The organism is Streptomyces sp. NPDC016845, assembly GCF_044332585.1.
In the GTDB taxonomy this organism is placed as follows: Bacteria; Actinomycetota; Actinomycetes; order Streptomycetales; family Streptomycetaceae; genus Streptomyces.
Genome location: NZ_JBIRPI010000011.1, coordinates 185,719 through 211,060, shown reverse-complemented (window position 1 = coordinate 211,060; position 25,342 = coordinate 185,719). Strand labels below are relative to the sequence as shown.

The 25,342-nt window shown below is 72.6% G+C and carries 19 protein-coding genes; 13 read left to right on the top strand and 6 right to left on the bottom strand.

The window, feature by feature from the left end:
- Positions 1-19: 19 nt before the first annotated feature.
- A complete protein-coding gene (locus ACH4RC_RS25690) occupies positions 20-1,819 on the bottom strand; it encodes a serine hydrolase (protein WP_398205123.1) in 1,800 nt (599 codons plus the stop codon).
- A 179-nt stretch (positions 1,820-1,998) separates the two neighbouring features.
- Here ACH4RC_RS25690 and ACH4RC_RS25685 point away from each other — a divergent pair, with 179 nt between their 5' ends.
- Positions 1,999-3,102, top strand: coding sequence for an NAD(P)H-dependent flavin oxidoreductase (locus ACH4RC_RS25685; RefSeq protein ID WP_398205121.1), 1,104 nt, complete (start codon positions 1,999-2,001; stop codon positions 3,100-3,102).
- A 285-nt stretch (positions 3,103-3,387) separates the two neighbouring features.
- A complete protein-coding gene (locus tag ACH4RC_RS25680) occupies positions 3,388-4,944 on the top strand; it encodes an acyl-CoA synthetase (RefSeq protein ID WP_398205119.1) in 1,557 nt (518 codons plus the stop codon).
- A gap of 10 nt (positions 4,945-4,954) precedes the next feature.
- Here the strand turns inward: ACH4RC_RS25680 and ACH4RC_RS25675 are convergent, their stop codons facing one another.
- Positions 4,955-7,378 carry a penicillin acylase family protein gene (locus ACH4RC_RS25675; protein ID WP_398205178.1) on the bottom strand — a complete coding sequence of 808 codons (2,424 nt, stop codon included), beginning with the start codon at positions 7,376-7,378 and terminating at the stop codon, positions 4,955-4,957.
- A 139-nt stretch (positions 7,379-7,517) separates the two neighbouring features.
- Between ACH4RC_RS25675 and ACH4RC_RS25670 the strand changes: the two genes are divergently transcribed.
- Entirely contained in the window at positions 7,518-9,029 is a 1,512-nt protein-coding gene (locus ACH4RC_RS25670) for an acyl-CoA synthetase (RefSeq protein WP_398205116.1), read from the top strand.
- A gap of 86 nt (positions 9,030-9,115) precedes the next feature.
- Here ACH4RC_RS25670 and paaK read toward each other — a convergent pair whose 3' ends face one another.
- Positions 9,116-10,417, bottom strand: a complete 1,302-nt coding sequence (paaK, locus tag ACH4RC_RS25665; protein ID WP_398205113.1) for a phenylacetate--CoA ligase PaaK — start codon at positions 10,415-10,417, stop codon at positions 9,116-9,118.
- A 150-nt stretch (positions 10,418-10,567) separates the two neighbouring features.
- Between paaK and ACH4RC_RS25660 the strand changes: the two genes are divergently transcribed.
- Complete coding sequence (locus ACH4RC_RS25660; RefSeq protein WP_398205111.1) at positions 10,568-11,407, top strand: alpha/beta fold hydrolase; 840 nt, start codon at positions 10,568-10,570, stop codon at positions 11,405-11,407.
- Here the strand turns inward: ACH4RC_RS25660 and ACH4RC_RS25655 are convergent.
- Positions 11,404-12,195 (bottom strand): GNAT family N-acetyltransferase, encoded by a 792-nt coding sequence (locus tag ACH4RC_RS25655; protein WP_398205109.1) that lies wholly within the window; start codon positions 12,193-12,195, stop codon positions 11,404-11,406. The two genes, ACH4RC_RS25660 and ACH4RC_RS25655, sit on opposite strands and share 4 nt — an antisense overlap.
- Before the next feature lie 40 nt (positions 12,196-12,235).
- Entirely contained in the window at positions 12,236-13,855 is a 1,620-nt protein-coding gene (locus ACH4RC_RS25650) for an acyl-CoA synthetase (protein WP_398205107.1), read from the bottom strand.
- A gap of 160 nt (positions 13,856-14,015) precedes the next feature.
- On the opposite strand from ACH4RC_RS25650, the gene ACH4RC_RS25645 reads away from it, so the two are divergent.
- From ACH4RC_RS25645 to ACH4RC_RS25620, 6 genes are all read left to right on the top strand, one after another.
- Positions 14,016-14,822 (top strand): crotonase/enoyl-CoA hydratase family protein, encoded by an 807-nt coding sequence (locus tag ACH4RC_RS25645; RefSeq protein ID WP_398205104.1) that lies wholly within the window; start codon positions 14,016-14,018, stop codon positions 14,820-14,822.
- Between the two features lie 630 nt (positions 14,823-15,452).
- The gene (locus ACH4RC_RS25640; RefSeq protein ID WP_398205103.1) at positions 15,453-16,424 is read left to right on the top strand and encodes a Zn-ribbon domain-containing OB-fold protein; all 972 of its coding nucleotides are present in this window, start codon (positions 15,453-15,455) and stop codon (positions 16,422-16,424) included.
- The gene (locus ACH4RC_RS25635; protein ID WP_398205100.1) at positions 16,425-17,528 is read left to right on the top strand and encodes a thiolase domain-containing protein; all 1,104 of its coding nucleotides are present in this window, start codon (positions 16,425-16,427) and stop codon (positions 17,526-17,528) included.
- Complete coding sequence (locus tag ACH4RC_RS25630; RefSeq protein ID WP_398205098.1) at positions 17,525-18,703, top strand: thiolase domain-containing protein; 1,179 nt, start codon at positions 17,525-17,527, stop codon at positions 18,701-18,703. The genes ACH4RC_RS25635 and ACH4RC_RS25630 overlap by 4 nt, the downstream gene beginning before the upstream one ends.
- Positions 18,704-18,787: 84 nt before the next feature.
- Positions 18,788-19,030, top strand: coding sequence for a DUF397 domain-containing protein (locus ACH4RC_RS25625; RefSeq protein WP_398205095.1), 243 nt, complete (start codon positions 18,788-18,790; stop codon positions 19,028-19,030).
- Positions 19,031-19,191: 161 nt separating this feature from the next.
- Complete coding sequence (locus ACH4RC_RS25620) at positions 19,192-20,133, top strand: universal stress protein (RefSeq protein WP_398205094.1); 942 nt, start codon at positions 19,192-19,194, stop codon at positions 20,131-20,133.
- 8 nt (positions 20,134-20,141) lie between these two features.
- Here ACH4RC_RS25620 and ACH4RC_RS25615 read toward each other — a convergent pair whose 3' ends face one another.
- Positions 20,142-20,867, bottom strand: coding sequence for a leucine-rich repeat domain-containing protein (locus tag ACH4RC_RS25615; RefSeq protein WP_398205091.1), 726 nt, complete (start codon positions 20,865-20,867; stop codon positions 20,142-20,144).
- Between the two features lie 69 nt (positions 20,868-20,936).
- Here ACH4RC_RS25615 and ACH4RC_RS25610 point away from each other — a divergent pair, with 69 nt between their 5' ends.
- The 3 genes from ACH4RC_RS25610 (at position 20,937) to ACH4RC_RS25600 (ending at position 25,328) form a co-directional block, all read left to right on the top strand.
- Entirely contained in the window at positions 20,937-21,587 is a 651-nt protein-coding gene (locus tag ACH4RC_RS25610; RefSeq protein WP_398205088.1) for a CGNR zinc finger domain-containing protein, read from the top strand.
- Between the two features lie 36 nt (positions 21,588-21,623).
- Positions 21,624-24,509, top strand: a complete 2,886-nt coding sequence (locus ACH4RC_RS25605) for an ATP-binding protein (RefSeq protein WP_398205085.1) — start codon at positions 21,624-21,626, stop codon at positions 24,507-24,509.
- A 321-nt stretch (positions 24,510-24,830) separates the two neighbouring features.
- On the top strand, positions 24,831-25,328 hold the full coding sequence (locus ACH4RC_RS25600) for a hypothetical protein (RefSeq protein ID WP_361061644.1): 498 nt from the start codon (positions 24,831-24,833) through the stop codon (positions 25,326-25,328).
- Positions 25,329-25,342: the final 14 nt, after the last annotated feature.

The window sequence follows — 25,342 nt, the reverse complement described above, 5'->3', positions numbered from 1 at the left end:
CCCCTTTCTCCGCCCGGGGTCAGTCCCGGGAGGCCGTCCAGCCGACCGCCTCGATACGGGAGGAGTCGGCCGGGCGCGCCTCGTCGAAGGCGACGGCCCGGCGGCCGTCGGTGACCCGTACGCCGTCCACGTAGACCCCGCGCCCCACGTAGAGCTGGTCCGTCGTGTACCGCCAGCGCACGCGCGCAGAGGCGGAGGCGAAGCCGCCGAGGTCCGCGGTGAGGCGGTGCCAGGTGCGGCCCGACCAGCCGTCGGCCGTGCCCTTCGGGTGGGCGTCGGCCCCGTCGGCGTCGTTCCGGTCCGTGGTGAAGGGGAGCGGCTTCCAGGTGGCGCCGCCGTCCGTCGAGACCTCCAGGAAGAGGAGGTCGGAGCGCGGTTCGGTGTCCCACCACAGGGAGCAGGTCAGCCGGGCGTCGGAGGAGGCGAGACGCAGGTCGGGCAGGGTCAGCGTGGCCGTGGCCGCGCTCGTCATGCCGGAGAACCAGGCGGTGCGGCCGTGCTCGGGGCGGACCGCGACGGCGCGCGCCATGTTGTTGCCCGCGGCGACCCGGGGAGCGGAGCCGGATCGCCAGCTGCGCACAGGGTGGACCGAGTTGCCGAGGACGATGAGGAACGAGTCGGTCGTCGGGTCGAGGACGATCGAGGTGCCGGTGAACCCCGTGTGGCCCGCGGTGCGCGGGGTCGCCATCGCGCCCATGTACCAGTGCTGGTAGAGCTCGAAGCCGAGGCCGTGCTCGTCGCCGGGGAAGGCCGTGTTGAAGTCGGTGAACATCAGCTCCACCGACTTCTCGGACAGAATGCGGGCGCTGCCGTACACCCCTCCGTTGAGGAGCGTCCGGCCGAGGATCGCGAGGTCCCAGGCGCTGGAGAAGACACCCGCGTGGCCCGCGACACCGCCGAGCCCGAACGCGTTCTCGTCGTGCACCTCGCCCCACACCAGACCGCGGTCGAGCCCCGACCAGGGCGCCCGCGCGTCCTCCGTCGCGGCGATCCCCGGCTTCCAGGAGGCGGGCGGGTTGTAGCGGGTGCGGTCCATGCCGAGCGGCCGGGTGACGCGCTCGCGCAGCAGGACGTCGAGAGTCCTGCCGGTGAGTTTCTCCAGGACGAGCTGGAGCGAGATGAGGTTGAGGTCGGAGTAGAGGTAGGCGGTGCCGGGCGGGTTGAGCAGCGCCTCGTTCCAGATGAGCCGGAGCTGCCCCTCGCGCGTGGGCTCCTTGTAGAGCGGGATCCAGGACCGGAACCCGGAGGTGTGCGTGAGCAGGTGCCGTACGGTCACGTCCTGCTTGCCCGCGCCCGCGAAGTCCGGGAGGTAGGAGGCGACTTTTCCTTCCAGTTCGAGGTGGCCGCGCTCGATCTCCTGCACGGCGAGGATCGACGTGAACAGCTTGGACACCGACGCGAGGTCGAAGACGGTGTCCTCGGCCATGTCGATCTGCTGCTCGGCCGGGAACTCGACGCCGGTGTCGGTCGTGTCGTCGTAGCGCGCATACCGGACCGCTTTGCCGATGGGCTGATGCAGCGCCACCGTGCCGCCGCGCCCCGCGAGCAGCACGGCGCCCGCGTACCAGGGGTGCTTGGGGGAGGGGCCGAGGAACTTCTCGGCGTCGGCGACCAGTTGCCGCAGGTGACCGGCGAGCAGGCCCGCGCGCTCGGGGGAGCCGTGGCGCAAGGTGGGACGTGTCTTCTTCTCGCTGGCGGCCGCGGCGGGCCCCACGGGGAAGGGGGCGAGGGCGAGCGCGCCGCTCAACGCGAACCCCAGCCCGCCCAGTTGGCGCCGGGTGAGGCCGCCCCGCGATCTGTCCCGGTCCGGTGCGTTCATGAGCAGCCTCCTGAAAGTATCTTTCGGGATCTCCTTGGACGGGTGAAACTTTCATGTCAGTACTGCCTCGTGTCAACCACCGTGAATCGCGTAGGCGGCTCGTACACGGACCGCGAAGAATCTGACGCCGCATCAGAAAAGCCCTTCCGTCGTCCGGTCCGCTGCGGCATCCTGCGCGCATGCAGACGGAGCTGAGCAAGAGACTGGGGATCGAGCACGCCGTCTTCGGCTTCACCCCGTTCCCCGCGGTGGCCGCCGCCATCAGCAGGGCAGGCGGGCTCGGCGTGCTCGGCGCGGTCCGCTACACCGCCCCCGACGACCTCACCCGCGACCTCGACTGGCTGCACGCGCACGCCGACGGCCGGCCGTACGGGCTCGACGTCGTCATGCCCGCGAAGAAGGTCGAGGGGGTCACCGAGGCGGACGTCGAGGCGATGATCCCGGAAGGGCACCGGCAGTTCGTCCGGGACACCCTCGCCAAGCACGGCGTGCCGGAACTCGCCGAGGGCGAGGCGTCCGGGTGGCGGATCACCGGCTGGATGGAGCAGGTCGCGCGCGGCCAGCTCGACGTGGCCTTCGACTACCCGATCGCACTCCTCGCCAACGCGCTCGGCTCACCCCCGGCGGACGTCATCGCCCGCGCCCACGAACACGACGTGCTCGTCGCCGCACTGGCGGGCAGCGCGCGCCATGCCCGCAAGCACGCTGGCGCGGGGATCGACGTCGTCGTGGCCCAGGGGTACGAGGCCGGGGGCCACACCGGGGAGATCGCCTCCATGGTGCTGACGCCCGAGGCCGTCGAGGCGGTCGCGCCGCTGCCGGTGCTCGCCGCCGGTGGCATCGGGAGCGGGCAGCAGGCCGCCGCGGCGTTCGCGCTCGGTGCGCAAGGGGTGTGGCTCGGGTCCGTCTGGCTGACGACGACCGAGGCGGAGCTGACGTCGCCGGCCCTCACCCGGAAGCTTCTCGCCGCGGGCTCCGGCGACACGGTGCGCTCGCGCGCGCTCACGGGGAAGCCGGCGCGGCAGTTGCGCACGGAGTGGACGGACGCGTGGGAGGACCCCGCCGGGCCCGGGACCCTGCCGATGCCTCTGCAGGGGCTGCTTGTCGCCGAGGCGGTGTCCCGGATCCAGAAGTACGAGGTCGAGCCGCTGCTCGGTACGCCCGTCGGGCAGATCGTGGGGCGGATGAACTCGGAGCGCAGCGTCCAGGCCGTCTTCGATGACCTGACCCGGGGCTTCGAGGAGGCGATCACTCGCCTCAACCGGATCGCCGGGTCGCCGTAGGGGGTCACCGCCGTGGGCGAGTACGGCGTGCGCCGTGGCTGGTCGCGCAGTTCCCCGCGCCCCTGGGGGCATGCGGCTGTGCCGCGGTGCCTTTCGGGTGGGCCTTGGACATGTGCGGCGCCGTCGTGGCTGGCCGCGCCCCCGGAATGGCGCGCGAAGTGCGCATTCCAGGGGCGCGGGGAACTGCGCGACCAGCCACGACGAGACCCGTGCTCGGCAGCGAGAGCGAACCCGGCAGACGGGAAGCCACCCGCCGCAAAGACTCCCGCAAAGAAGGAGGACCCCATGCCCGACCCCACCCCCCCGAACGGATTCTGGGCCCAGGCCACCGCGAACCCGGGCCGCCCCGTCCTCACCACCCCGGACGCCGAAACCTGGTCCGCGGGACGCCTCCACGCCGCAGCCAACAAAATGGTGCACGGGCTACGCCGAGCCGGGCTCAAGAAGGGAGACGTGTTCGCCGTCGTACTCCCCAACGGCGTCGAGTTCTTCACCGCCTACCTGGCCGCCTCCCAGGCCGGCCTCTACCTGGTCCCGGTCAACCACCACCTCGTAGCCCCGGAGATCGCCTGGATCGTCGCAGACTCGGGCGCGAAGGCGCTGATCGCGCACGAGCGGTTCGCCGAACAGGCGCGAGCGGCCGCCGACGAGGCCGGCCTCCCGACAACCCACCGCTATGCCGTCGGCGACATCGACACCTTCCGCCCCTACGCCGGACTCCTCGACGGACAGCCCGACTCGGCCCCGCAAGACCGCACCCTCGGCTGGGTCATGAACTACACCTCCGGCACCACGGGCCGCCCGCGAGGCATCCGCCGCCCGCTCCAGAACAAGCTCCCCGAGGAGGCGTACCTCGGCGGCTTCCTCGGGATCTTCGGGATCAAGCCGTTCGACGGCAACGTGCACCTGGTGTGCTCACCGCTCTACCACACGGCGGTACTCCAGTTCGCGGGCGCGGCGCTGAACATCGGGCACCCGGTCGTCCTCATGGACAAGTGGACCCCGGAGGAGATGCTCCGCGCCATCGACACGTATCGCTGCACGCACACACACATGGTCCCGACCCAGTTCCACCGCCTCCTCGCCCTGCCGCAGCAGGTGAAGGACCGCTACGACGTGACGTCCATGCGGCACGCCATCCACGGCGCCGCCCCCTGCCCCGACCACGTCAAACGCGCGATGATCGACTGGTGGGGCACATGTGTCGAGGAGTACTACGCGGCCAGCGAAGGCGGCGGCACCTTCGCCACCGCCGAGGAGTGGCTGAAGAAGCCCGGAACGGTCGGAAAGGCGTGGCCCATCAGTGAGCTGGCCGTCTTCGACGACGACGGGAACCGGCTGCCCGCAGGCCGGCTCGGCACCGTGTACATGCAGATGAGGACCGGCGGGTTCGCGTACCACAAGGACGAGGGCAAGACGGAGAAGAACCGCATCGGCGACTTCTTCACCGTCGGCGACCTCGGCGTGCTCGACGAGGACGGCTGTCTGTTCCTCCGCGACCGGAAGATCGACATGATCATCTCCGGGGGTGTGAACATCTACCCCGCCGAGATCGAGTCCGCGCTCCTGACCCACCCCGCCGTCGCCGACGCGGCCGCGTTCGGCATCCCGCACGACGAGTGGGGCGAGGAGGTCAAGGCGGTCGTCGAGGTCGCCGAGGGCCACGCGGCCGACGACGCCCTCGCCGCCGACATCCTCGCCCACTGCGGGACACACCTGGCGGGCTACAAGCGGCCCAGGAGCGTCGACTTCATCGAGACGATGCCCCGCGACCCCAACGGCAAGCTCTACAAGCGGCGCCTGCGGGACCCGTACTGGGAAGGACGGACCCGCACCCTGTGAACGACGCCCGTCAGCCGCGCACCCGCACCACCTTCAGCGCGGGCGAACGCAGGATGTCCTTCTCGCAGAACCGCTCCGTGACCCACCCCTTCCGCGCGTACAGGTGTGTCTGGTCGGCGTAGTGCGCGGAGTCCGGGTTCGAGGACTGGGAGTAGGTCAGCAACGTACGGGCCACCGGGCAACGGCCGCCGTCCCACCCCACGGCCTGGATGTAGCTGGAGCCGTGCGCGACCTCCGTGTAGCCGCCGCCCGCCGGGTCCCAGACCGGCTCGACCTTGTTCCACACGCCGAGCGACTCCGTGGAGCCGTGGACCGGGATCCGTTCGCCGCCGCGCACCACGAACTGGTGCGCGCCGAGTTTCGCGTCCAGCGCGATACCCGCCCCGCGCAGTTCGGCCACGGCGTCGGCGAGCGCGGTCGTGAAGCCGGGGTGCGCGGTGTCGAGCGTGTTCGGCGTGCGCACCGGGTCGGCGGCCGAGAACGGCACCTTCCACAGCTCGTCGGCCGGGACCGCCGCCGTCAGCTTCCGCCAGAACCGGTCGAAGAGCAGCGCGCCCCGACTGCCGGTGTCCATGGTGCGGTCCCAGCGGGCGAGCACCCCGCACGCCCGCGACACATCAACTGCCGTACCGTCACTGCCTGTCGCGCTACCGCCCGGCAGCGCCGCGCACGCCTTCGCCGCGTCCGCCGCCGCCAGGTCACCGGCCGGCACCCGGTCGGCGAACTGCTGCTTCTGGAGGTCCGCGACGCGCAGGCCGCCCTTGTCCGCCATCGCCGCCACGTCCTCGACCGCGCCGCGCGTCCGCAGGGTGCGCTGGGTGCCGACCGTGCCGAAGATCCGCTCGTACCCGGTCAGCGGCCGGTCCGCGTTGGCCAGCCAGGCGCTGTCGTTGGAGTTCTCCGCGTACGGCGCATCCTTCAGGACCGGCATCCTCGACGGACCGAAGATGCCGGGCTGTACCGCGTCCCCGTCCCGGCCGAGCGCGCAGTCGCCGCGCGAGCCGTCCAGCACCGCCACACCCGACGCCGGGTACGTGGCCTTGCCGAGCGGCGTCGAGCAACTCGCCGCCAGATCGTCCGTGACGCGCGGGAGGACCTGGGACTGGGTGAAGAGGGAGTGGCCCTGGGAGTCGGCGGCGATCGTGTTCACCCACGGGAGGCCCTGGGTGCGGCGCAGCGCCCGCAGCACGTCGTCCGTCGAGCGCGCCTTGCTGAAGCCGAGCGCGGTGTCGGAGGCCCGCATGTTCACCGCGTTGGGGTCGTTGAGCGCGTACGCGGTCGTGGCCGTCCAGGGCAGCGGCAGTTGCGCGCCGAGCGAGGTGACGACGGGGCCGTACCGGGTCCACCACTGCGTGCGGGTGACGTCCGCGCCGCCCCGCACGGGGACCGTCACGCGCCGCTGCACCATTTTCTCCCGCTCGCCGTCCACCACGTACGCCGTCGGGTCGGACGGGTCGAGGGTCAGCTGGTGCAGGTTGAGGGTGACGCCGGTCGCGACCGTGTGGCTCCACGCGACACGGGAGTTGTGCCCGATGGAGACGGTCGTGGTGCCGAGCAACGAGCCGCCCATGACATCCAGTTCGCCCGGGATCGTCTGCTGCGACTGCCAGAAGCGGCGGCCGCCCTGCCAGGGGTAGTGCGGGTTGCCGAGCAGCAGCCCGCGCCCGTTCGCCGTCGTGGCCCCGCTGAACGCGACCGCGTTCGACCCCATGTCGGACCCGTCCTGCGAGAACAAGTCACGTGCCGCGTCCGCCAGTTGCTCCTTGGAGGGCGCTGTCCTGCGCTGCGTACCGGCCGTCGGTGGCTGCGCCGCCGTGATCCCGTCGATCCCGAGCCCCTGGCCGCCGAGCACCGATATCGCGAAGCCGCGCGCCGCCACGTCCAGCGTCGTCACGGGCTTCACCCACTCGGCGCCCTTGCACGCCGGGTCGGTGATCCGGTTCTGCTTCAGCCACGCGTTGTACCCGGCGGCCCAACCGCGCATCGCGTTCTTGACGTCCTTGCCGGGCCCGGCCGGAGCGGGCGTCGCGAGCAGCTTCTCCACCGTGTGCGTGTCGCGTACGCCGCGGAAGTACAGGTCGCTCGCGAGGTTCTCGGTCGCCGAGGAGAGCGAGCCGTCGGGCGCCGCGTCGGGCCCGAACCAGCGCGAGCGTTCGCCCCGTACGGTCAGGAACCCGTCGGCGAGGGTGCACACCTGGTCCGCGGCCTGCGCCCAGCCCGTGCCGAAGCCGAGGTTCGCGTAGTCCTTGGCGACGATGTGCGGAATCCCGTACTCCGTGTAGCGGATGGTGGCGGACAGGCCGCCGTCGTGCGGACTGTGCGGGCGCTCGTGCCGGTCGGCCGCGGCCGACGGGAGGGCGGCCGTGGTGACGAACGCGGTCAGCAGGGCGATCCCGGCGACCGTGCGGCGCCGTGGTCTCGGACGGATGCGCATCATGCTCCCAACTGCTGTTGCGGGCAGGGCGGCTGAGCGTACCAATCGGTATGTCGACTGCCGAGGGGTGTGCGAGCACGTTGCGCGCCCGCCACGCACACGTCTTGACCCGGCGGTCCCGGGCGCAGAGGATCACGCCATGACGAGGTCACCGGCGTCCGCAGCGGCAGTCAGCACCGTCGACGGAGTGCTGCGGCGCAGCGCCCGCCGCACCCCGGCGCGGGTCGCCCTGCGCTACGGGCCGCGCTCATGGACGTACGGGGAACTGGACGACGCGGTCTCGCGCGCGGCCGGTGTGCTGCGCGGCCTGGATCTCGCGCCCGGCGACCGGGTCGGCGCCTACGGCCACAACTCCGACGCCTACCTCATCGGGTTCCTGGCCTGCGCCCGGGCGGGCCTCGTGCACGTCCCCGTCAACCAGAACCTGACCGGCGACGACCTCGCCTACATCGTCGAACAGTCCGGCAGCGCGCTCGTGCTCACCGACCCGGACCTCGCGGACCGGCTGCCGGACGGCGTACGGACGCTGGCGCTGCGCGACGCCGACGACTCGCTGCTCGCACGCCTTGCGGGCGCCGCGCCCCACGACGGTGAGCGGCCGGCCGCGGACGACCTCGTCCAGCTCCTCTACACCTCGGGGACGACGGCCCTGCCGAAGGGCGCGTGCATGTCGCACCGGGCGCTCGTCCACGAGTACGTCAGCGCGATCCACGCGCTCGACCTCAAGGACACGGACCGGCCGGTGCACTCGCTGCCGCTGTACCACTCGGCGCAGATGCACGTGTTCCTGCTGCCGTACCTCGCCGTCGGCGCGACCAGCACGCTCCTCGACGCGCCCGACGCCGCCCGGATCTTCGACCTCGTCGAGGCGGGCGAGGCCGACAGCCTCTTCGCGCCGCCCACCGTGTGGATCGGCCTGTCCCGGCACCCCGACTTCGCCTCCCGCGACCTGGGCGGGCTGCGCAAGGCGTACTACGGGGCGTCGATCATGCCGGTGCCCGTCCTTGAGCGGCTGCGCGAGCGCCTCCCCGACCTCGCCTTCTACAACTGTTTCGGGCAGAGCGAGATCGGCCCGCTGGCGACCGTGCTCGGACCGGGTGAGCACGAGGGGCGGATGGACTCGTGCGGGCGGCCCGTACTGTTCGTCGAGGCGAAGATCGTCGACGAGGACGGCAAGGACGTACCCGACGGCACGCCGGGCGAGGTCGTCTACCGCTCCCCGCAACTGTGCGACGGCTACTGGGACAAGCCGGAGGAGACCGCGCTCGCCTTCCGGGACGGCTGGTTCCGCTCCGGCGACCTGGCCGTGCGCGACAGCGCGGGCTACTTCACGGTCGTGGACCGCGTGAAGGACGTCATCAACTCCGGGGGAGTTCTGGTCGCCTCCCGGCAGGTCGAGGACGCGCTCTACACGCACCCCGCCGTCGCCGAGGCAGCCGTGATCGGGCTGCCGGACGAGCGGTGGATCGAGGCGGTGACCGCGGTCGTCGTCCGTGCCCACGGCGTCACCGTCACCGAGGCGGAACTCCTCGCCCACGCGCGCGAGAGGCTCGCTCACTTCAAGGCGCCCAAGCGGATCGTCTTCGTGGACGAGCTGCCGCGCAACGCGAGCGGCAAGATCCTCAAGCGGGAGCTGAGAGAAGCGCTGTAGAACTCCGGAATTCCAGAATGCCAGAACTCCGGAACTCCGGAACTCCGGAACTCCGGAACTCCGGAACTCCGGAACTCCGGGACTCGTCAACGGTTCCGGAGGTCCGCGATCCGCTTGATCTTGCCGACCGAGCGCTCCAGCGTCTCCGGGTCGACGATCTCGACGGCCACGCTGACCCCGACCCCGTCCTTCATCCGCGCCGCGATGGTCCGCGCCGCCGCCTCCCGCTCCTCCGGTGTCGCGTCGGGCCGGGCCTCCGCGCGGACCGTCAGCGCGTCCATCCGGCCCTCGCGGGTGAGCCGGAGCTGGAAGTGCGGCGCCACGCCCGGGGTGCGCAGCACGATCTCCTCGACCTGCGTGGGGAACAGGTTCACCCCGCGCAGGATCACCATGTCGTCGCTGCGGCCGGTGATCTTCTCCATGCGGCGGAACGCGGGCCGCGCCGTCCCCGGAAGGAGCCGCGTCAGATCCCGCGTCCGGTAGCGGACCACCGGCATCGCCTGCTTGGTGAGTGAGGTGAAGACCAGTTCGCCCTGTTCGCCGTCGGGCAGCGCCTCACCCGTGACCGGGTCGACGACCTCCGGGTAGAAGTGGTCCTCCCAGATGTGCAGCCCGTCCTTCGTCTCGACGCACTCCTGCGCGACGCCGGGGCCGACGACCTCGGAGAGCCCGTATATGTCGACGGCGTCGATCCCGCACCGCTCCTCGATCTCGCGCCGCATCTCCTCGGTCCACGGCTCCGCGCCGAAGACACCGACCCGCAAGGACGTGGAGCGCGGGTCGACGCCTTGCCGCTCGAACTCGTCGAGGAGAGTCAGCATGTACGACGGCGTCACCATGATGATCTCGGGCTTCAGGTCCTGGACCAGCCGGACCTGGCGCGCGGTCATGCCGCCGGACGCCGGGATGACGGTGCAGCCGAGCCGCTCCGCGCCGTAGTGCGCGCCGAGCCCGCCCGTGAACAGGCCGTACCCGTACGCCACATGCACCTTGTGGCCCGGCCTGCCGCCCGCGGCGCGGATCGCGCGCGCCACCATGTCGGCCCACATCGACAGATCGTCCTCGGTGTACCCGACGACCGTGGGCTGCCCGGTCGTCCCGCTCGACGCGTGCAGCCGCCGCACCTCGGACTGGTCGACGGCGAACATCCCGAACGGGTAGTTGTCCCGCAGGTCCGCCTTGGTCGTCAGGGGAAAACGGGCCAGATCCGCGAGCGAGGCGCAGTCCTCCGGACGCACGCCCGCCTTGTCGAAGGCGTCACGGTAGAACGGCACCCGTTCGTACACCCGGCCGAGCGTCGCGCGCAGCCGCTCCAGCTGGAGCGCCCGCAGCTCGTCCGCGCCCAGGCGCTCGCCCTCGTCCCACCATCGCGTCGTCGTCGACGTCATCGACCGCACTCCCGCACTCGTACCCTTGCCGCGCCACCGACCGACCGATCATTCGGTCGACCTGCTGGTCGTCAGTAATTCAAGGCCGGGGGCCTCGCGTCAAGACATACGACGTTGCCGGTGGCGCCGCCCGGCTGTGATGATCACGCCATGTTCACGTTCACCGCACCTGACGGCACCGAACTGGCCTGTCACGTACGGGGCTCGGGCCCGCCCCTCATATGTCTGCCCGGCGGACCGATGCGCGCCTCCGAGTACCTCGGCGACCTGGGCGGCCTCACCGCCCACCGCACCCTGTACCTCCTCGACCTGCGCGGCACCGGCGACTCGGCGGTCCCGGCCGACGCGGCCACGTACCGCTGCGACCGGCAGGTCGCCGACGTCGAGGCGCTCCGCGCCCACCTCAACCTCGACCGCATGGACGTCCTCGCCCACTCGGCGGGCTGCAACCTCGCCGTCCTGCATGCCGCCCGGCACCCCGAACGGATCGCCCGACTGGTCCTGGTCACCTCCGCGCAACGGGCGCTCGGCCTGCGCGCCACCCCCGACGACCGGCGCGCCGCCGCACAACTCCGCCGCCACGAACCGTGGTTCGAGGCCGCTTACGCCGAGTACGAGAAGTTCCTCGCCGGCCGGGACGACGCCGACTACTCCCTCTACGACGCCTTCTTCTACGGCCGCTGGGACGAGCGCGCCCGGGCCCACGCGGCCCGCGCAGACGTCCAGTCCAACGAGGACGCCGAGGTCCGTTACGCCGCCGAGGGCGCCTACGACCCGCCCGCGACCCGCGCCGCCCTGTCCCGCCTCCACGCCCCGGTGCTGCTCCTCGCGGGCGAAGTGGACGGCGGCCCGCGCCCCGAACTCGTCCACCGCGCCGCCAAGTGCTATCCGCGCGGCCGGGTCGAGGTGCAGCCCGGCGCGGCGCACTACCCCTGGCTGGACGACGCGGAGTTCTTCGTGGCGCGGGTGGCGGAGTTCCTGGCGGCCTAGGCGTCCTGGATCCTCGGTGCCAGAACGTACGGGGTGGTCGTCCCCAGCGCCACGAAACCCAGCCGTTCCAGGATGGGCCGGCTGTACGACGTGGCGTCGACCTGCACGTACGCGAATCCACGCTCGGTGGCGATCCGCGCCCGGAACGCCACGAGCGCCCGGTAGACGCCCCGCCCCCGCCACTCGGGGACGGTGCCGCCGCCCCACAGGCTCGCGAAGTCCGTGCCCTCGTGGAGTTCGAGGCGGGCGGCGCTGACCGGCTCGGCGCCGTGCAGCGCGACCACGGCGGGCACGGTCCCCGGGTCGTGCGCGAGCTGCTGACGCACCTGGTGCCCGATCGGGGAGCGGCCGCCGTCGAAGGCCCGCGCGTGCACCCGCTCGACCAGCTCGACGTGGGCCTCCTCGGTGACGGGCAGCAGCTCGATCCCCTCCGGCGGTACGACATCGAGCGCGAGCCGGGCTGTCTCCGCCACGAGCAGCGTCTCGGTCTCCTCGGCCACGAACCCGGCGGCGAGCAGCCGCGCGCCCAGATCACCGGGCAGATCATGCCCGTACGCCTTCCACTCCGCCTCGACGTTCAAGTGGCGGAAGAAGGCGGCCTGCCCGGCGATCGCGGCATCGGCGCTGTCCGCGTCGAGGTCTGACCACAGCACCCCGTTCCACCCGTCGCCGGGCCCGGCCTGCCGCACGACGTTCCCCACTCGCTCGACCCGTGCGCCGGGAGCGTCGGGCCGCGCGTCGCGCCGCATCTGCCGGTCGAAGAGGGAGAGCACTGCTTTCTGATCCATCCTGCCACTTCAGCAGGGGCCCCGGCACCGGGCAACCGGATCAGCGGGACGCTTCGGCGGCGACCGTTCGGGCCCAGCGGTAATCCGCCTTGCCGCTCGGGGAGCGCTGGATGGTATCGGTGAGGACCAGTTGGCGGGGGATCTTGTAGCCCGCCAGGTGGGTGCGGCAGTGGGTGCGCAGGGCGTCCAGGGAGAGGGCGGGGGCGCCGGTCCTGAGCTGGACGACGGCGGCCACGTGGTTGCCCCATTTCGGGTCGGGGACGCCGGCGACCAGCGCGTCGTAGATGTCCGGATGGGACTTGAGCGCCTGCTCGACCTCCTCCGGGTACACCTTCTCGCCGCCCGTGTTGATGCACTGTGAACCGCGGCCGAGGACGGTGACGATGCCCTCCTCGTCGACCGTGGCCATGTCGCCGAGCAGCACCCAGCGCTGGTCGCCCTTCCGGAAGAAGGTCTCGGCGGTCTTCCCCGGGTCGTTGTAGTAGCCGAGCGGGACGTGGCCGCGCTGGGCGATCCGGCCCACTTCGCCGACGGCGACCGGCTCGTAGGTCGCCGGGTCCACCACCCTCGTACGGGCGTTGACGCGGAGGCGGAAGCCCTGGCCCGCGCCGGAGTCGTCCGTCGCGGTGCCGTTGAAGCCGGACTCCGACGACCCGAAGTTGTTGAGCAGCAGCGCGTTCGGGACCAACGCCTGGAACTGGGCGCGGACCGTGTCCGACATGATCGCGCCCGACGACGAGACGCTGAACAGCGACGAGCAGTCCGTGCCCTTCAGCGGGCCGTTCAGCGCGTCGATGAGCGGCCGCAGCATCGCGTCGCCCACCAGCGACACGCTCGTCACCTTCTCCTTCTCGATCGTGCGCAGCACCTCCTCCGGCACGAACTTGCGGTGGATGACGACGCGCTGGCCGAAGTGGAAGCCGATGAACGCGGTGAGGGTGGAGGTGCCGTGCATCAGCGGTGGCGTGGGGAAGAACGTGATGCCGGCACCTCCCGCCGCCACCCGCTCGGCGAGCTCCTCGGGGCGGGTGACCGGCTCACCGGTCGGCGCGCCGCCTCCGAGCCCCGAGAAGAACAGGTCCTCCTGCCGCCACATCACACCCTTCGGCATGCCCGTGGTGCCGCCGGTGTAGATGATGAACTGGTCGTCCGCCGAACGCGGCGCGAACCCGCGCCCCTCCGACGCGCCCGCCTCCGCCTCGGCGAAGTCGACGGCCTTGAGGGGCGGCGCGCCCGGCGCCGGAGCCCCCACCCGTAACAAGTGCCGCAGCTTCTCGGTACGGGGCAGGGCCGCCGCGACGCGGTCGGTGAACTCCGCGTCGAAGACGAGCGCGACGAGATCCGCGTCGCGGTAGAGGTAGACCAGCTCCTCCTCCACGTAGCGGTAGTTGACGTTGACGGGGACGACCCGGGCCTTGAGGCAGCCGAGCACGGTCTGCAGGTACTCGACGCCGTTGTACAGGTGCAGGCCGAGGTGTTCGCCGGGGCGCAGGCCGCTGTCGATCAGGTGGTGGGCGACGCGGCAGGCCGCCGCGTCGAGCTCCGCGTACGTCAGTCTGCGCTCGGCGCCCGTACCGGGATGGTCGAGGTAGACCAGCGCCTCGCGCTCCGGGACCACGTCGACGACCGACTCGAACAGGTCGGCAAGGTTGTACTCCACCGCTCCTCCTGACCGTCGCACCGTCTCGGTGGCCGTCATCAGAGCAGAGAGGCGGAGAACGGGGAAGGGGCCCCGTCGAAGTAATCTGACTGTCTGTCAGAAAACTCTTGTACTGGCTCGCGCCCTCCTGCAACCTGTTCTCGTCTCAGGGAGGTCAGCCATGGACGGGACCGAACATCTCGACGTGCGGCGCGAGGGCGCCACGCTCGTACTCACGCTCAACCGGCCCGAGGCCAGGAACGCGTTGTCCCTGCCGATGCTCGTCGGCCTGTACGACGGCTGGGTCGCGGCCGACGCGGATGACTCCGTCCGGTCCGTCGTGCTCACCGGGGCGGGCGGGTCGTTCTGCGCCGGGATGGACCTCAAGGCGCTGGCCGGCGGCGGCGACAGCATGGCAGGTCAGCAGTACCGCGACCGTCTCAAAGCCGACCCCGACCTGCACTGGAAGGCGATGCTGCGCCATCACCGGCCGCGCAAGCCGGTCATCGCGGCGGTGGAGGGGTACTGCGTCGCGGGCGGTACGGAGATCTTGCAGGGTACGGACATCAGGGTGGCCGGGGAGTCGGCGACGTTCGGGCTGTTCGAGGTGGTGCGGGGTCTGTTCCCGATCGGCGGCTCGACGGTACGGCTGCCGCGGCAGATCGCTCGCACCCATGCGCTGGAGATGCTGCTGACGGGGCGTCCCTACCCGGCGCCGGAAGCGGCCGCGATCGGTCTGGTGGGGAGGGTCGTTCCGGACGGAACCGCGCTGGACACGGCGCTGGAGATCGCGGAGCGCGTCAACGCGTGCGGGCCACTGGCCGTGGAGGCGGTGAAAGCGTCCGTGTACGAGAACGCGGGGGTTCCGGAGGCGGAGGGTCTGGCGGCGGAGCTCAAGCGTGGGTGGCCGATCTTCGACACGGCCGATGCGAAGGAGGGGGCGCGGGCGTTCGCCGAGCGGCGCGCTCCGCGGTTTCGGCGGGAGTGATGCCGGCCAGGGCCACTTCGACGCGGCCCGACGCCTGCCCCGCCCCGTCGCCGAGCGCGGGCCGCGTCGTGGCCGCTCGCGCAGTTCCTCTCGCCCCTTCAGCGTCTGCCGGGTGGTTGTGGGGATGCGGCCGCGGGTCGCGTTGTGGTTGCTCGCGCAGTTCCTCGCGCCCCTCAGCGTCTGCCCGGCGTTTGTCGGAGTGCGCGTGCCGGTCTCGTCGTGGCTGGTCGCGCAGTTCCCCGCGCCCCTGGAGGCACGCGGCTTCGCCGCGCCTCCAAGCGGAGCCTGCCCCGCTTCTCCCCAAGAGGCCTCGGGGCGGACCCCGAGATGCCGCACGAAGTGCGCATCTCAGGGGCGCGGGGAACGGCGCGAGCGACCACGACGCGACCCGTGCTCGCGGGACAGGGGCAACCCGGCAGACGCGATCGCTCAGGGGCGCGGGGAACGGCGCGAGCGACCACGACGCGACCCGTGCTCGCGGGACAGCGGCAACCCGGCAGACGCGATCGCTCAGGGGCGCGGGGAACGGCGCGAGCAACCACGACGCGACCCGCGCTCGGCGGCGAGAGCGCTGCCAGGCAGACGAATTCCGGAATCCGAAACCCGGCCCGCCGAAGCGAAGGAGACCCGATGACGCACCCGGCCCCGACAGACGTACTCCGCGCACCACTGATCGTGGAGTTCCCTTTCACCCGCTCCCTGGGCCCCGTCCAGAGCGCGTTCCTGACCGGCCTCAAGCACAAGACCTGCCTGGGCGCCCGCACCCCGAGCGGCAGCGTCCTCGTTCCGCCGGTCGAGTACGACCCCGTGACCGCCGAGGAGCTCCGCGATCTGGTGGAGGTCGGTGCCACCGGCACCGTCACCACCTGGGCGTGGAACCCCGAGCCCCGCCGAGGCCAGCCCCTGGCCACCCCCTTCGCGTGGGTCCTCGTCAGACTGGACGGCGCCGACACCGCCCTGCTGCACGCGTTGGACGCCCCCGGGCCGGAGGCCATCCGCACGGGCATGCGCGTCCGAGTCCGCTGGGCCCCGGACGCGGACCGCACCGGCGCCATCACGGACATCGCCTGCTTCGAGCCCGACGACACCGACCCGGTCCGCGTTCAACCCCGTACACACAACGGACATTTCGGCGACGGCAACGTCACCGGCATCGTCGCCCCCGCCCGCCTCGACTACACCTACAGCCCGGGCGCCGCCCAGAGCCGCTACATCAACGCCCTCGCACAGAACCGCACCGTAGGCGAACGCTGCCCCGACTGCCGCAAGGTCTACGTCCCGCCCCGCGGCGCCTGCCCCACCTGCGGTGTCGCCACGACCGAACAGGTGGAGGTCGGCCCGGCCGGCACCGTCACCACGTACTGCATCGTCAACGTCAAGGCGAAGAACCTCGACATCGAACTGCCCTACGTCTACGCGCACATAGCCCTGGACGGCGCCGACCTCGCGCTGCACGGCCGCATCGCCGGCATCCCGTGCGACGAGGTGCGCATGGGCCTGCGCGTGGAGCCCGTGTGGAGCGAGGGCGGGCGCTACCCGGACCACTACCGGCCCACCGGCGAACCGGACGCGGACTACGACGCGTACAAGGAGCTGATCTGAATGAGGCCGCCGATCCGGGACATCGCCGTCGTCGCCTTCGGGCAGACCGACCACCGGCGCTCCACCGACGAAGTGTCGGAGGTGGAGATGCTGATGCCGGTGCTGCACGAGGTCCTCGACGCGACACGCCTGAAGACCAGCGACATCGGTTTCACCTGCTCGGGGTCGAGCGACTACCTCGCCGGGCGCGCCTTCTCGTTCACCATGGCGCTCGACGGCGTAGGGGCCTGGCCGCCGATCTCCGAGTCGCACGTCGAGATGGACGGGGCGTGGGCGCTGTACGAGGCGTGGACCAAGCTGCTCACCGGTGACGCCGACACCGCGCTCGTGTACGCGTACGGGAAGTCGTCGCCCGGGTCGGTGCGGGACGTGCTGACGCGGCAGCTCGACCCGTACTACGTGGCACCGCTGTGGCCCGACTCCGTCGCCCTCGCCGCGCTGCAGGCGCGGGCGCTCATCGACGCGGGCCACACCGACGAGCCCGCCCTGGCCGGGGTCGCCGCCCGCAGCCGCGAGGCCGCCGGGGACAACCCGCACGCCCAGCTCCGCGGCCCCGGCGTGCCGCACGGCGAGTACGTCGTCCAGCCGCTGCGGACCGGCGACTGCCCGCCGATCGGGGACGGCGCCGCCGCCGTGATCCTCGCCGCCGGGGAGCGCGCCCGCGAGCTGTGCGAGCGGCCCGCCTGGATCCGCGGCATCGATCACCGCATCGAGGCGCACAGCCTCGGCGTCCGCGACCTCACCGACTCACCGTCGACCCGGCTCGCCGCCGAGAACGCCGGGGCTTTCACGCAGTCCGAACCCCCCTTCGACACGGCCGAGTTGCACGCCCCGTTCAGCTCGCAAGAGGTAGTCCTGCGCAAGGCGCTGCGGCTCGGCGACGACGTCCTCGTCAACCCGTCCGGCGGTGCCCTCGCCGCCAACCCCGTCATGGCCGCCGGGCTCATCCGGATCGGCGAGGCCGCCGCCCGCATCCATCGGGGGGAGTCCCGCCGGGCGCTCGCCCACGCCACCTCGGGGCCCTGCCTCCAGCAGAACCTCGTCGCCGTACTCGAAGCACGTGAAGCCGTACACGAAGCACGTGAAGGGGAGGGACAGCGATGAGCAGCCGGACCGGCAAGGAGCCCGTGGCCGTCGTCGGCGTCGGGCAGACCAAGCACGTCGCCGCCCGCCGCGACGTGTCGATCGCGGGGCTCGTGCGCGAGGCGGCGCGACGCGCCCTGGACGACGCCGAGCTGAGCTGGGCCGACATCGACGCCGTCGTCATCGGCAAGGCGCCCGACTTCTTCGAGGGCGTCATGATGCCGGAGCTGTACCTCGCCGACGCGCTCGGCGCCGTCGGCAAACCGATGCTGCGCGTGCACACCGCCGGGTCCGTGGGCGGCTCGACCGCGCTGGTCGCCGGCAACCTCGTCGCGGGCCGCGTCCACGGCACCGTCCTCACCCTCGCCTTCGAGAAACAGTCCGAATCCAACGCCATGTGGGGGCTCTCCCTCCCCGTCCCGTTCCAGCAGCCGCTCCTCGCCGGGGCCGGCGGGTTCTTCGCGCCGCACGTGCGTGCCTACATGCGGCGCACCGGCGCGCCCGACTTCGTCGGCTCCCTGGTCGCGTACAAGGACCGGCGCAACGCGCTGAAGAACCCTTACGCCCATCTCCACGAGCACGGCATCACCCTCGAGAAGGTCCAGGCGTCGCCCATGCTCTGGGATCCGATCCGGTACTCCGAGACGTGCCCGTCCTCCGACGGGGCGTGCGCGATGATCCTCACCGACCGGGCCGGAGCGGCGCGTTCGCCCGGACCGGCCGCCTGGCTGCTCGGCGGCGCCATGCGCAGCGAACCGACCCTGTTCGCGGGCAAGGACTTCGTCTCTCCGCAGGCCGGGAAGGACTGCGCCGCCGATGTGTACCGGCAGGCGGGTGTCGCCGACCCCCGCCGGGAGATCGACGCCGTCGAGATGTACGTACCGTTCTCCTGGTACGAGCCCATGTGGCTGGAGAACCTCGGCTTCGCCGACGAGGGCGAGGGCTGGAAACTCACCGAGGCGGGCGTGACCGAGCTCGACGGCGACCTGCCCGTCAACATGTCGGGCGGCGTCCTGTCGACCAATCCCATCGGCGCCTCCGGCATGATCCGCTTCGCCGAGGCCGCCCTCCAGGTGCGCGGCCAGGCAGGGGAGCACCAGGTCGACGGCGCCCGCAGGGTGCTCGGGCACGCCTATGGAGGCGGCTCGCAGTTCTTCTCCATGTGGCTGGTCGGCGCCGAGCCGCCCACGCGGTGAACGATCGCCGCCTTCGCGGCCTGTCCGCCGTACGCACCGATCGCTAGGCTGGCGCACGGACGACGAACCGGGAGGAGCACGGACGTGGCCGAGAGCACCATCGACCAGCACCCGTTCGCGGGGTGGGACAAGCCGGACCTGGATCTGAGCAAGGCGGACTGGCGCTCCAGCAGCAGAGGGGCGGGCGATGTCCAGATCGCCTTCGTGGAGGGGTTCATCGCGATGCGCAACAGCGGCAGCCCGCAGAGCCCGTCGCTGATCTTCTCGCCGGACGAGTGGGGAGCGTTCGTGCTCGGGGCCCGCGAGGGCGAGTTCGATCTGACGTAGGAGGCGTTCCGCGGGCGTGGCCCCGCCGTCGCCCCGCCTCGGTTTCCGACACGCGACCTTCGGCCCTGTCCCGCGGCTCCCGTGTGCGCGAGCCTGGACAGCGGAACAGCTGGTCAATGTGGGCACGGTCCAGCGTGCCCCGTGTCGGAGGCGAAGTAGTCATGAGTACGCCGCATCCCCTGCCCGTCGTCGCCGCGGTCGACGGGTCCGACGACAGCAAGCGCGCCCTGGAGTGGGCGCTCGCCGACGCGGCCCGGCGCGGCGTCGAGCTGCGCATCGTGCATGTGCGGCAGTACGCGCCCCGCCTCCAGGCCGACGTGCTCGTCGCCGGGCCCGACGAGCCCGCCGACGACCGCGTCATCGGGGACGTACGGAAGGCTCTGGAGGCGCGCGAGGGGCTGCCGCCCCTGGAGTTCATCAGCCGCGACGGGCTGCCCGCCGCCGTGCTGCCCGAGATGAGCGCGGAGGCCCAGCTCCTGGTGCTCGGCTCGCGCGGGCGCGGCGGCTTCGCGAGCCTGCTGCTCGGCTCGAACGGGGTGGCCGCCGCGCGCGACGCGCACTGCCCCGTCGTCGTCGTGCCGCCCCCGGGCCGCGCGGTGCACGGCGACACGCCGGTGCCGCCGGGGCCGCGCGTCGTCGTGGGCCTGCAGCCCGACGAAGCCGCCGACCCGGACGAGACCGTGCTCGGCTTCGCCTTCGAGCACGCCGCGCGCGGCGGTGCCCGGCTGCAGGTCGTCGCCGCCTATCCCTGGCCGGTGCTCGCCTGGTCCGCGTTCGGCGACTTCGCGCCGACCACCGTCGACCAGGAGGCCGCCGAGCAGGAGACGCTGCGCCTGGCCGAGGCCGCCGTCACGGAGCGGCGCAAGTCCCACCCCGACGTCGAGGTCGACCTCTACGTGGCGCCCGGCGACGCGGCGGGCCACCTCGTCGCCAACTCGCGCGACGCCGATCTCGTCGTGGTCGGCCGCCACCGCCGCCGCTTCACCCGCCCCGCCCCCATCCTGGGCTCGGTCACCCAGGCGGTGCTCCTGCACGCGGCGAGCCCGGTCGCGATCGTGCCCCCGGGCCCCGCACTCACCGAGGAGGAGCGAGAGCTGCGCTGAGCGGCGGCTCAGCGCAGCACGACACATCCGCGCCCGGTCAGCTCGTCGAGCAGGCCGGGCGTGACGCTCACGTCGTTCCAGCGCAGGTCGAGCTTCTCAAGGGCGGCCAGCTCGGTGATCCAGCCCGGCAGCTCCCGCAGCCGGTTGCCGCGCAGGTCCAGCTTGCGCAGCAGCGGCAGACCGCGTACCGCCTCCGGCACGGTGTCGAAGGCGTTCTCGCGCAGTTCGAGCTCCCGCAGTTCGCGCAGGCCGCGGACGGAGGAGGGGAGAGCCGCCAGCTCGTTGCCGCGCAGCCACAGTTCCCGTAGCGCGGTGAGGCGGCCGATGCTGTCGGGGAGTGCTGTCAGGCGGTTGTGCTGCGCGCGCAGTTCCACGAGGGCGGTCATCGCGCCCAGCGTGTCCGGCAGCGCGGGCAGCCGGTTCTCGCCGACGTTCAGGTACGCGAGCCGGTCCAGGGCGCCGATGCCGGCGGGCAGCTCCGTCAGGTCGTTGTCGTGCAGGTAGAGGAACCGGGTCAGGGCGGTGAGATCGCCGAGCGCGGCGGGCACCGAGGTCAGCCGGTTGTGGCCGAGGTCCAGGGTGTGGAGCGCGGTCAGCGTGCCGATGCGGTCAGGGAGGTGGGTGAGGTGGTTGTCGGGCAGGAGCAGGGTCGTCAGCTCCGGGTGGCGCCACACCTCGTCCGGTACGGAGTCCAGCCCCGCCCGCCAGTACGAGAGCGTGCCGTCACCGTTCATGAGCCCCCTCCAGCGCCTGACAGTGCTCCATAGTGCCTAATGGTTGACGCGGAACCTATCATTAAGCGCATGCCCGATCTCAGCCCGGCGGGGCCCGACAGCACCCGGCTCGTCCTCGACCTCGCCCTCACCGTCCGCCATGACGGCCATGGTGGCGTCGCCGACGACCTCCTCGCGCCCGAGGGCCTCACCGCCTGGGTACGGGACCACGCCTCCGCGCTGCCGCTGGACGCGGAGTTCACCGGTGACGAGGCGAGCCTGGGCGAGGTCCGCGCGATGCGGGCCGCCGTGCGCGCCCTGTTCGCGCGCGCTGTGCGGCCGGGAGAGCCGAGCCCCGCCGACGCGAAGCGGCTGCTGCCCGTCACCGAGGCCGTGGCCCGGCTGAACGCGGCGGCCGCGCGCGTGACCACCGCCCCCGTCCTGAGCTGGCCGGACGGTGACGGCGCCGCCCCGTCCGTACGGGACGTGGTCCGCACCGCCGAGGCGTCCGGCACCGACCTCCTCGCCGCCGCGCTCGCCCGCGCCGCGCTCGCCTTCCTCGCGAGCGCCGACCGGGAGCGGCTGCGCGCCTGCCACGCGCCCCGCTGCGTGCGGTACTTCCTCAAGGAGCATCCGCGCCAGGAGTGGTGCAAGCCGTCCTGCGGGAACAGGGCCCGTGTCGCCCGCCATCACGAGCGCCACAACACGGCCTCCAACTCCCCTGCACAGAACGGCACATGAGGCTCCGACAAGGATGGTTCGGCGTACGCTGAGGGCATGGTGCAGCAGCGCGGCGGCCGGGGCAGACGGCCCCTGCTCGAACGTGAGAGCGAGCTTGCCGTCGTCGACGAGGCGCTCGACGAACTGGCCGGGCTCCGCCCCGCCGGCGTCGAACCGCCCGAGCGGCCGCACGGCGCGCTGCTCGCCGTCGCCGCGCCCGCGGGTCTCGGCAAGACCTCCCTCCTTGCCGAGGTCCGCAGGCGCGCCGCGGCGAAGGGCTGCACCGTTTTGTACGCGCGCGGCGGCGACCAGGAACAGGGCGTCGCCTTCTACGTCGCGCGCCAGCTCGTGCAGCCCCAGCTCGCCGGGGTCCCCGAGGCGGAACTGCGCTCACGGCTCGGCAGCTGGTACGCCATCGTCGGCCCCGCCCTCGGTCTGTGCGCCGCCGCCGACGGGGCGCCGCCCGACCCGCAGGGCCTGCGCGACGGCCTCGACTGGGTGCTCACCCACCTCGCCGTGGACCGCGCCCCCATGGTCCTCGTCCTGGACGACGCCCACTGGGCCGACCCGGAGTCGCTGAGCTGGCTCGCCGCGTTCGCGCCGCGCGCCGAGGAGCTGCCGCTGCTGCTCGTCGTCGCCTACCGGCCCGAGGAACTGCCCGACCACGCCGAGGCGTTGCGCGGTCTCCCGGACCGCGCGGGCCGCCGCCCCCTCGGCCTCGAACCGCTCAGCGCGCCCGCCATCGCCCACATGGTCCGCGAGTCCGTCGGGGCACACGCCGACGACGCGTTCTGCCGGGAGTGCTGGGCCGTCACCGCGGGAAACCCCTTCGTCGCCGTCGAACTCACCGCGAAGGTGCACGACCGGGGCCTCGCCCCGACCGAGAACGCGGCGCACCTGCTGCGCGACCTCGCCGCCGCCGTCAAGGGCAGCGGACTCATCGCACGGCTCGAACGCCTCGGCACCTCCACCGTCCGCTTCGCCTGGGCCTGCGCCGTCCTCGGCACCGAGATAGGCCCCGAACTGGCCGCGGGCGTCGCCGGGCTCGGCGCCGAGGAGGCCACGGACGCCGCCGACCGGCTGCGCACCGCGCGCATCCTCACCGGCGTGGACACCCTGGAGTTCGTCCACCCGCTGATCGCCACCGCCGTCTACCGCGCCATCCCCAGCGGCATCCGCGTCGCCCTGCACGGGCAGGCCGCCTGGACCCTGGTCGACGCCGGACTGGGCCCGGCCGCCGCAGCCCGCCACCTCCTGGAGACCCACCCGGACGGCGACGGCTGGGTCGTCAAGGAGCTCCGCTCGGCCGCCCGCGAGACCGTCCGCGCGGGCGCCCCCGACGCCGCCCGCCGCTACCTGGCCCGCGCCCTGCGTGAACCCCCGCCCTTCGAGGACCGCGCCGTCGTCCTCTACGAACTCGGCAGCGCCTCCCTGCTCACCGAACCCGCCACCACCGTCAACCACCTGCGCGCCGCCCTGGAGGAGCCGATCTCCGACCCGGCCCTGCGCCAGGGCATCGTCTACCGGCTCTCCCAGGTCCTGGCCCACAGCGACCGGCTCGCCGAGGCGTCGGAGATCCTCGCCCGGGAAACCCGGCACACCACCGATCCCCGCGTCCGGCTGCGGCTCCAGGCCGACCAGTTCATGTGGGACGCCTTCCGCGCCGACGAACCCGACTCCCCGGCCCGCTCCCGCCGCCTCGCCAGACTCGCCGACCGGCTCACCGGCCGCGACCTCACCGAGCGCTACATCATCGGCCTGCGCACCTGGGACGCCACCCTGCGCGGCGAACCCGCCGCCACCGTCGTCCGGCACGCCGAACGCGCCCTGGCGGGCGGACTGCGCTGGGCCGCCGAGGACGACCGCGGCTTCGAGGTCCCCGTCCTCGTCGCCCTGTCCTTCCTCTACGCCGACCGGCCAGGACGCACCGAGGAACTCTTCGTCGAGGGCATCGCCGACTTCGAGCACGCGGGCTGGCGCGGCGGCCACCTCTCCTTCGCGTACACCCTGCTCGGCTACGTCCGCCACCGGCGCGGGCGGCTCGCCGAGGCCGACGACTTCGCGCGCGCGGGCCTGCGCCTCGCCGAGCGCGTCGGACCCGGCACCCCCGCCCACTGGTACGCCGTCGGCACCCTCATCGAGGTGCTGCTCGCGCGCGGCCGGGTCCAGGAGGCCCGGACGGTCGCGGAGACGTACTCCTTCGGACAGCCGTTCCCCGCCGCCGTCGTCTTCCCCGACGCACAGACCGTCTACGGGGAGCTCCTCCTCGCCCTCGGCCGCACCAAGGACGCCGCCATGGAGCTGGCCGCCGCCGGGCGCCGGCTCGACCCGCGCGGCATGCGCAACCCCGCCTGGTGCCCCTGGCAGCTCCACCTCGCCCGCGCCGAGGCGCACGACGCCCCGGCCCGCGCCCTCGCCACCGCCCACGACGCGGTCGAACGCGCCCGCCACTTCGGCGCGCCGTCCGCGATCGGGCAGGCCCTGCGCGCCGCCGCCGAGGTCTCCACCGGTGCCGCGCGCGGCAAGCTCCTGGAGGAGTCCGTCGCCCATCTCGAACGCTCACCGGCCGGCTACGAACTGGCCTGCTCGCTCGTGGCCCTCGGCGCCGAGCAGCGCCGAGCGGGCCGTTCCGCCGATGCCGCCGACCAGCTCTACCGGGGCCTGGAGGCCGCGGCCACCTGCGGCGCCGACGGCCTCGCCGAACGCGCCCGCGACGAACTCGCCGCGGCGGGGCTGCGGCCCCGGCCCCTGCGCAGCCCGGCCACGGACGCGCTGACCGCCAGGGAGCGCGCGGCGGCGGGCTGCGCCGCACGCGGCCTCTGCCCCGCCGAGACCGCCGCCGAGCTGCACCTCGACGAGCAGACGGTGGTCCGCCTCCTGTCGGCCGTCTACCGCAAGATCGGCACCGACCAGACGGGCCTCGCGGCAGCGCTCGGTACGTGACGCGGTGGCCGTGAGTATGTGAAGCGGCAGCGCTCAGCACGTGACGCGGTGGCCGTGAGCATGTGACGCGGCAGCGCTCGGCACGTGACGCGGTGGCTCTGAGCATGTGACGCGGCAGCGCTCGGCACGTGACGCCGCCGCCCTGAGCGCCTGACGCGGTGGCTGTGAGCACCTGACGCCGCAGCCGGGAACACCTGACGCCGCAGCCCTGAGCACCTGATGTCGCAGCCCTGACCACCCGACGCCGCAGCCGGGAACCGATAATTCGGTCGCCAAACCCCGAGGCGGGCACCACGCCCCGAGCGACGTACGATGGACGGCATGTCCTTCCTCCGCCGCCGCGCAGCGACCCCCGCGGGCCCCGACTTCGACGTCCTGGCCATGGATCCGGGCGACTGGCCGGGCAATCTCGGCGCGGGCCTGCTGCCCGCCCCCGACGGCAGCTGCCAGGGCGTGTTCCTGCGCTACGACCTGTTCGGCGGCCGCGGCCCCGCGATGATCATCGGCAATCTCCCCGAGGGCTCCCCGGCCCGGGACACCGCCGAGGGCGAGATCCCCTTCGAGGTCGCCCAGCTCCTCATCGCGCTGGAGAACGAGGAGGAGGTCACGGTCACCGGCGTCGAGGACGTCCCGGTGATGCAGGGCGACAACCTGCTGATCGTGCGGCGCCTGAAGCTCTCCGAGACGCGCATCTCCTGCGTCCAGTTCGACCGCAGCGACAATGTGCTCGTGACCATCGCGTCCTGGGACCGTCCGATCACCGACGACCTGTACGCGCTGCTCAAGCCGCTGCCCGCGGAGCTGTTCCAGCAGGCCTGAACGGCACTGCCGAA